The 6,187-nt window shown below is 46.8% G+C and carries 6 protein-coding genes; 3 read left to right on the forward strand and 3 right to left on the reverse strand.

All coding sequences use genetic code 11. From position 1 onward, the window contains the following. Together VIP81_RS15500 and VIP81_RS15505 are read left to right on the forward strand one after the other, a co-directional pair. Positions 1–1,115 (forward strand): efflux RND transporter periplasmic adaptor subunit (locus tag VIP81_RS15500; protein ID WP_331962477.1); only part of this gene is annotated, 1,115 nt, incomplete at its 5' end. 202 nt (positions 1,116–1,317) lie between these two features. Next, complete coding sequence (locus VIP81_RS15505; protein ID WP_331962480.1) at positions 1,318–2,946, forward strand: hypothetical protein; 1,629 nt, start codon at positions 1,318–1,320, stop codon at positions 2,944–2,946. Positions 2,947–3,060: 114 nt separating this feature from the next. On the opposite strand, the gene nfi is transcribed toward VIP81_RS15505, so the two are convergent. The 3 genes from nfi to VIP81_RS15520 are packed head-to-tail and all read right to left on the reverse strand — an operon-like array spanning position 3,061 to position 5,666. Beyond that, entirely contained in the window at positions 3,061–3,750 is a 690-nt protein-coding gene (nfi, locus tag VIP81_RS15510) for a deoxyribonuclease V (protein WP_331962483.1), read from the reverse strand. Between the two features lie 23 nt (positions 3,751–3,773). Next, entirely contained in the window at positions 3,774–4,982 is a 1,209-nt protein-coding gene (locus VIP81_RS15515) for a DUF763 domain-containing protein (RefSeq protein WP_331962486.1), read from the reverse strand. Between the two features lie 18 nt (positions 4,983–5,000). Beyond that, positions 5,001–5,666 carry an MgtC/SapB family protein gene (locus VIP81_RS15520; protein ID WP_331962489.1) on the reverse strand — a complete coding sequence of 222 codons (666 nt, stop codon included), beginning with the start codon at positions 5,664–5,666 and terminating at the stop codon, positions 5,001–5,003. Positions 5,667–5,798: 132 nt separating this feature from the next. Between VIP81_RS15520 and VIP81_RS15525 the strand changes: the two genes are divergently transcribed. Then, entirely contained in the window at positions 5,799–5,996 is a 198-nt protein-coding gene (locus tag VIP81_RS15525) for a hypothetical protein (RefSeq protein WP_331962492.1), read from the forward strand. The last annotated feature ends 191 nt before the right edge of the window (positions 5,997–6,187 follow it).

A 6,187-nucleotide genomic window follows, 5' to 3' on the forward strand; every position in this document is an offset into this window, starting at 1 on the left:
TTTCCTGCGGCAGTAATCCGGACGCCGCTACTACTACTGAAAAGCATGACCATGAGGAAGAAGCCGGCGTAGTAGAACTAACCGCCGAACAATTTAAAACGGTGGGGATTATCTATGGCAAGGCGGAAAGTCGTCAGATCAGTGGCGCTGTGAAAGTAAACGGATTACTGGATGTGCCTCCTCAGCAACAGGTAAGCATTGCGGTGCCTATGGGTGGTTTTGTAAAACAAACCAGTCTGCTGCAGGGCATGCGCGTAAAGCAGGGAGAAGTCATTGCTGTGCTGGAAAACCTTGATTACATACAGATGCAGCAGGACTACCTGGAAGTGAAAAGCCAGCTGGAATATGCGACAAAAGAATACGAACGGCAGGGGGAACTGGCTAAAGAAAATGTGAATGCCCTGAAAACATTGCAACAGGCCAAGGCTACCTGGCAAACCCTGCAGGCCAAAGAGAATGGCTTGAAACAGAAATTGGCCGTGCTGAACGTGAATCTGGCGTCGCTGGATAAAGGGAATATTCAGCGCACGGTGAATGTAACTACGCCTATCAGCGGATATGTGACCCAGGTAAATGTGAACCTGGGGCAGTTTGTAACGCCGGCAGATATTCTTTTCCGTATCGTGAACACGGAGCACCTGCATGCAGAGCTGACTGTTTTTGAAAAGGACATTCCAAAGTTGAAATTAGGGCAGCTGGTGCGGTTTACCCTGGCGAATGAATCTACGCAGCGTACTGCCACTGTGCACCTGATAGGCCGCGAAATCAGCCCGGAAAGAACTGTCAGGGTACATTGCCATCTCGAACAGGAAGATACGCAGTTGTTGCCCGGTACTTATTTACAGGCCATGATTGAAACCGGCCCCGGGAATGTGAAAGCTCTGCCTGACGCAGCCGTCGTTAATTTTGAAAATAAGGCGTATGTGTTTATGAAAAAGCCCGGCGCAGACAGCAGCTTCCATTTCAACATGGTGGAAGTGCAGCGGGGCAACAGTGAACAAGGATACACCGAAGTGACTTTTCCTACCAATACGCCGGACGCCGACGTCGTAGTGACGGGGGCGTACGACCTGCTGGCCAAGCTGAAGAACAGCGGAGAGCATGAAGGGCATTAGAGAAGCGTAAGGCATAAAGCATAAAGCAAAAAGCTATTGTAGCGAGTGATAAAGCAAATAAGATATCCGCTTTGTTAATTCGCTACAATAGCTTTTTGCTTTCAGCTTTATGCCTTGCGCTTTCAAAAAGATAGTCCTCATTGTACGAAATCTTTTAAATTTAAATAATTTCATATATTTGAAATTATTAATTAATAAAGCAATGAACTATTTAAGATGGCCTGTCCTTTTAGGGGCATTACTCTTCAGCACCTTCGCATTTGCCCAGGTGCCTGCTGTAACATTAGGGCCCGATTTCGGGGAGCCGGGAGATGGTTGGGATAAACTCATGCAGCTAAAGAACGGCCGAACCTTTTACCTGCACTTTTCTAAGAAGGAAGGGTTGTCGGTGTCGGTGTACAATGCGCAGCATGAGCTAACGGTAACGGATACACTCCATACACAACAATGGAATAGTGCAGATCTGGAGTCCACGGAAATAGATGGTATTTATGAAATAAACGGACAGCCGGTTATCTTCCTGCAACAACTGGTAAAATATAATCCGGTCCTATATCGGTTGATACTGGATGCAGAAACAGGTAAGCTTGTTCGTGAGGACAAACTGGGAGAACTGCCTTCTGTTCAGCATCGCAGCGTGTTTGTAGATGATAACCTCGCCTCGCATGATATTTATGTAGAGAAAGATCCGAACAGTGATTACTATGCAGTGGCTTTGTTTTCCGGCGGAGCCATTCAGAAAAATGACAGCATTCACGAACGGATACAGGTATTACATTTTTCACCCACACATGACATCATCAATAAGGGTTGGTTTTATGTAGCAGATACTTCGTATAGCTATTTCAGTTATATCAGCATGGCGGTAGCCGGTAAAACGCAGGTATACCTTGGTACCGTTGGTTTCAACGCCAAACGTAAAGAAGGTGATAGCGGTCCTAAAGTACTCTTCTCTATGCTGTCGCCGGATTCGGCCACCTTTGCGCACCATGTTTTGGACTATACTGCCGGTGCAGGTAACGTAGGTGGCTATATTCAGACCGCAACAGCCGCCGCGCAGGTACGCATGTTATTGTATCTCCCTGAGAAACAAAAAGAAGGAGGCAGTGGTATTATCATGAATACTTTTCAGGCGGCCACCGGTAAGCTACAGAAGCATGTACAGCTGAGTTTTCCGGAGCTGGCCCGCAATGTAGAGCAGAACCTGGGATATAAAGAGCCTTATAAAGGAACACCACAACGGTTACTACTAAACGAAGATGGCAGCAGTACGTTGCTGATGGAAAATCTTTCTTTCTTTAAACAGGGAAATACGCAGATCAATAAACTCCACACTAACCTGGGTGATATTGGTATTGCGCTGCTGGATACTATAGGGAGAGAAAACACCACCATGGCTGTTTCCAAGTACCAGGTAATTACAGGTATCTGCGAACCTTTTCAGTTGCAACGCCGTACCAAAAGTGAATGGGTGTTCCGCAACAAAATTGCAGCGCTTAATACCAACACCTGGCTCTCTTACGATTATATTCCCGGTGCCGCTGCATCATTTGTGTTGTTCAATGACTACCTCCAATACCTCGATACCGGTGGTTCAGACAAAGTACGTAAGCCTTTGAAGTTTGCTACAGATGCTAATTTCGTTTGTTATCGTTTTTACAAAGGCAAGATGGAAAGAATGTACCTGTTCGGCATGCCCGAAGTAACAAAGGGATATGCATGTATGATGGGTGCAGCAGATTATAATGCACAAAACGGTGTTTATGCGACGGTGTTAATTTCCCGCAAAGGGCTGGAAAAGAAAGCGAATATTGCCTGGATCTCCTTTTGAAAGCACAAAGCATAAAGCAAAAAGCTATTGTAGCGAGTGATAAAGCAAATAATATATCCGCTTTGTTAATTCGCTGCAATAGCTTTTTGCTTTATGCTTTACGCCTTATGCTTTCTACAACTCCGTCCATCCCTCCGGAATTTCCCCGAGCCGGAACTGATTCACCGCATTATGCGCCAGCCGCGTAGGTTCGGGTAAGCGGTAGCCTTGTATACATTGCTGTAATATCTCCAGACTACCCGGTACATCTATCCGGTGCCCGGGAGATACAAAAATGGGTTTGACTTTATTTTTACTGCGCAGTACCTCACCTAATAAATATCCTTGTTTATCTGTCAGTGGTGAATGGCTGCCTTTCTCCGGTCCCGGTTCTTCATAATTACCATACAGTTTTTTCTTGGCGCTGCCTATGGCAGGCTGGTTGGTTAATACGCCAAAATGGGCAGCAATGCCCATCCGGCGCGGATGTGCAATACCATGACCATCTACCACCAGGATATCCGGTTTTATGGGAAGCTGCTCCCAGGCATCCAGCAGGGCAGGTACTTCCCGGAAAGCCAGAAAGCCGGGTACATAAGGAAACAGTACTTCCTTTTTCACCAGGCTGTAACCCACTGGTGTAAGGGAGGGAAACTTCAACAATACGATGCCTGCATATACGGTGGTACTGAATTTATTGAAAGAAATATCTGCGCCGGCCACATAGTTTACCGGACCTGTGTAAGGAATGGTCTGTACCTGCGTTTGCATTTCCCGCTGAATACGCGTGGCTTCGGGGACTGTGAGCCCGTTATAGTTGATCATGGATATTGCTGTTTATGGTGCTATCAGAAAAGCTTCAGCTGATCCCCGTTCTTTGGAGGGGAGGGTTTAACCGCCTTTCCAAAAACGGTTCTGCCGCCGTACTGCCAGGAATTTTGCCGTTCCTGTTCTATCACTTTATCAAAATTGGTATTGGGCTCAAAGTCCTTTTCTATTTGCTGCGAGAGTGCAGATAATTTGCGGATGGCATCTTTCTTATCCGACTCACCGATTTTAGCCTTTTGCAGGGCTTCTTTGAGCGTATGGATGGTTTCATCGTAAATCCTGATGGGTACCGGGAAGGGATGACCATCCTTACCGCCATGGGCAAACGAAAATCGGGCCGGGTCATCAAACCGGGACGGGGTGCCGTGAATAACTTCACTCACCAGTGTGAGCGACTGTAACGTTCTCGGACCTACGCCTTCCAGCATCAGGAGTGCTTCAAAGTCGGCCGGACGTGTATCATGCGCCAATGCAAGCACACTGCCCAGTCTTTTCAGGTTTACATTTTCTGCTCTCACTTCATGATGCGACGGCATGATCAGGTTACGAATTTCCGGCAGGAGATGCGCCGGTTTCTCTTTTGTGAGCAGCAAAATACCCGACTTGGTCGCATCGGCCTGCAGATCGGTCAGGTTCAGGATTTGTCCCTGATTACGTCCGTAAATAAAAGTATGTGGTGCTTCGGTGAATGATTTAAAGGCGGAGGAGTGCCAGTGGTAACGCCTGGCCATACTGCTGGCGTCATTCATGCCCTGTTGTACTACCGCCCATTCTCCTTCATCAGAGAGGATAAAGGAATGCAGGTACAACTGAAAACCATCCTGTATGGCGGTGTTATCGACTTTGGCCGTGAGCTTGCTGCTATATACCAGCTGATCGCCGGGCAGGCCCGTTTTGTGGGCAATAGCGGTCAATTCTGCCGGCGTTTGTTTGCTATGGCGACCTTTGCCACCGCAGATATAAATACCCAGTTCTGCGGAACGGGGATTAATCGCTTTCTTTAACGCGCCCATTACACTGGTCGTAATGCCGGAAGAGTGCCAGTCCATGCCCAACACACAGCCCAGTGCCTGAAACCAGCAGGGATCACTGAGCCGCCTGATCACTTCCCCCTTACCGTAATCGGTCACTATGGCCTCTACAATGGCGCCGCCTAAAAGGCTCATGCGCTTAGCCAGCCAGGGCGGTACCTGTCCGTAGTGCAAAGGCAGATCTGCATATGATGGCATAATAAATTTATTAACTGGTTACAATGGATTCGACTGCACCTGGAACTGGAAAATATTCGTGTTCTTTAACAGAAAATCATCCAACTTTATCATTCTGCTGCGATGCCCCCGCACTGCGTAATTTACCTCTATGATATTTTCCTTTCTCACGACCACCAGCTTTTTATATTTCAGCTGAAAGCTCTGTAGGATATTGTCAACATCCATGTGTGGAAATTTCTCTTCATAAAAGTAAATTGTGTAGAAACGCTTATCATTTATTTCCTCAATTTTTCTTTCTAAAAACTCCAATACGATCAATACCATGAGCGAGCCTGCCAATGCTGTGCCAGCCAGCCAGTACTGGCTCATCCCCACCGCCATACCTATGGCTGCCGCGATCCAGATGGCCGCTGCCGTGGTAATACCATCGATCGTATAATCCCCTTTGAAAATTACACCCGCCCCGATGAAACCCACGCCTGTAAGGATGTTGGAGGCTACACGATCCGCAGAATTAGGAAAGCCCAGTTCCGCAGAAAGAATCGTAAATACCGCGCTGCTCATACATATCAACGTCATGGTACGCATGCCTGCTGCTTTGCGTTTATATTCCCTTTCCAGGCCCAGTACCGCACCCATGATCAGTGCTATCAGTACTTTGAGTATCTGATCTTCTTCGATGATCTGCAAGACATGTTTCATGTGATGAAAATATATTGTTACAAATGTAAGCGTTGGCACAATTCTTTCCCGTAAGAAAAAGGAATAGAAATTTAAACCGTTTGTCCAGACCGTTGTTATGACTAAGTCTGATAACCATAAATTTATTGCGTAATGGAACCCTTCTTCTACAAATCATGTGTGGTATTATGTATAGCTGGCATGCTCAGTATTTTTCTTTTTGCCTGCAGTGGCAGTAAAGAAGCCGGCCGGGAAGCTGATTCGGCAGCGGTGTCAATACCTACCGTTGATAGTACCAGTGTTATTCCCGTTGATACTACTAAAACCAAACCCGATACCGCCCGATTATAAAAGGTGATCCTGTTTAAGGTGTGACTTTGTTAACTAAGCTAACCTGATTTACTTCACCCTTAAACAACGGTATTATGAAAAAAGTCACGAACATGTTCCTGCTGGCCGGAGTCGTAGTATTATTTTCCGCAGCATGTGGCAACGGTAGTAAACCGGCGTCAGATTCAACGGTGACTGTAGAGGATACGGCT

This window comes from Chitinophaga sp., from assembly GCF_036566945.1.
Classification (GTDB): Bacteria; Bacteroidota; Bacteroidia; order Chitinophagales; family Chitinophagaceae; genus Chitinophaga.

What these genes read in the sequence shown, in the direction of transcription:
- VIP81_RS15505 (WP_331962480.1), top strand. Translation starts at nt 1,318, where the DNA reads ATGAACTATTTAAGATGGCCTGTCCTTTTAGGGGCATTACTCTTCAGC.
- VIP81_RS15525 (WP_331962492.1), top strand. Translation starts at nt 5,799, where the DNA reads ATGGAACCCTTCTTCTACAAATCATGTGTGGTATTATGTATAGCTGGC.
- VIP81_RS15515 (WP_331962486.1), bottom strand. Translation starts at nt 4,982, where the DNA reads ATGCCATCATATGCAGATCTGCCTTTGCACTACGGACAGGTACCGCCC.
- nfi (WP_331962483.1), bottom strand. Translation starts at nt 3,750, where the DNA reads ATGATCAACTATAACGGGCTCACAGTCCCCGAAGCCACGCGTATTCAG.
- VIP81_RS15520 (WP_331962489.1), bottom strand. Translation starts at nt 5,666, where the DNA reads ATGAAACATGTCTTGCAGATCATCGAAGAAGATCAGATACTCAAAGTA.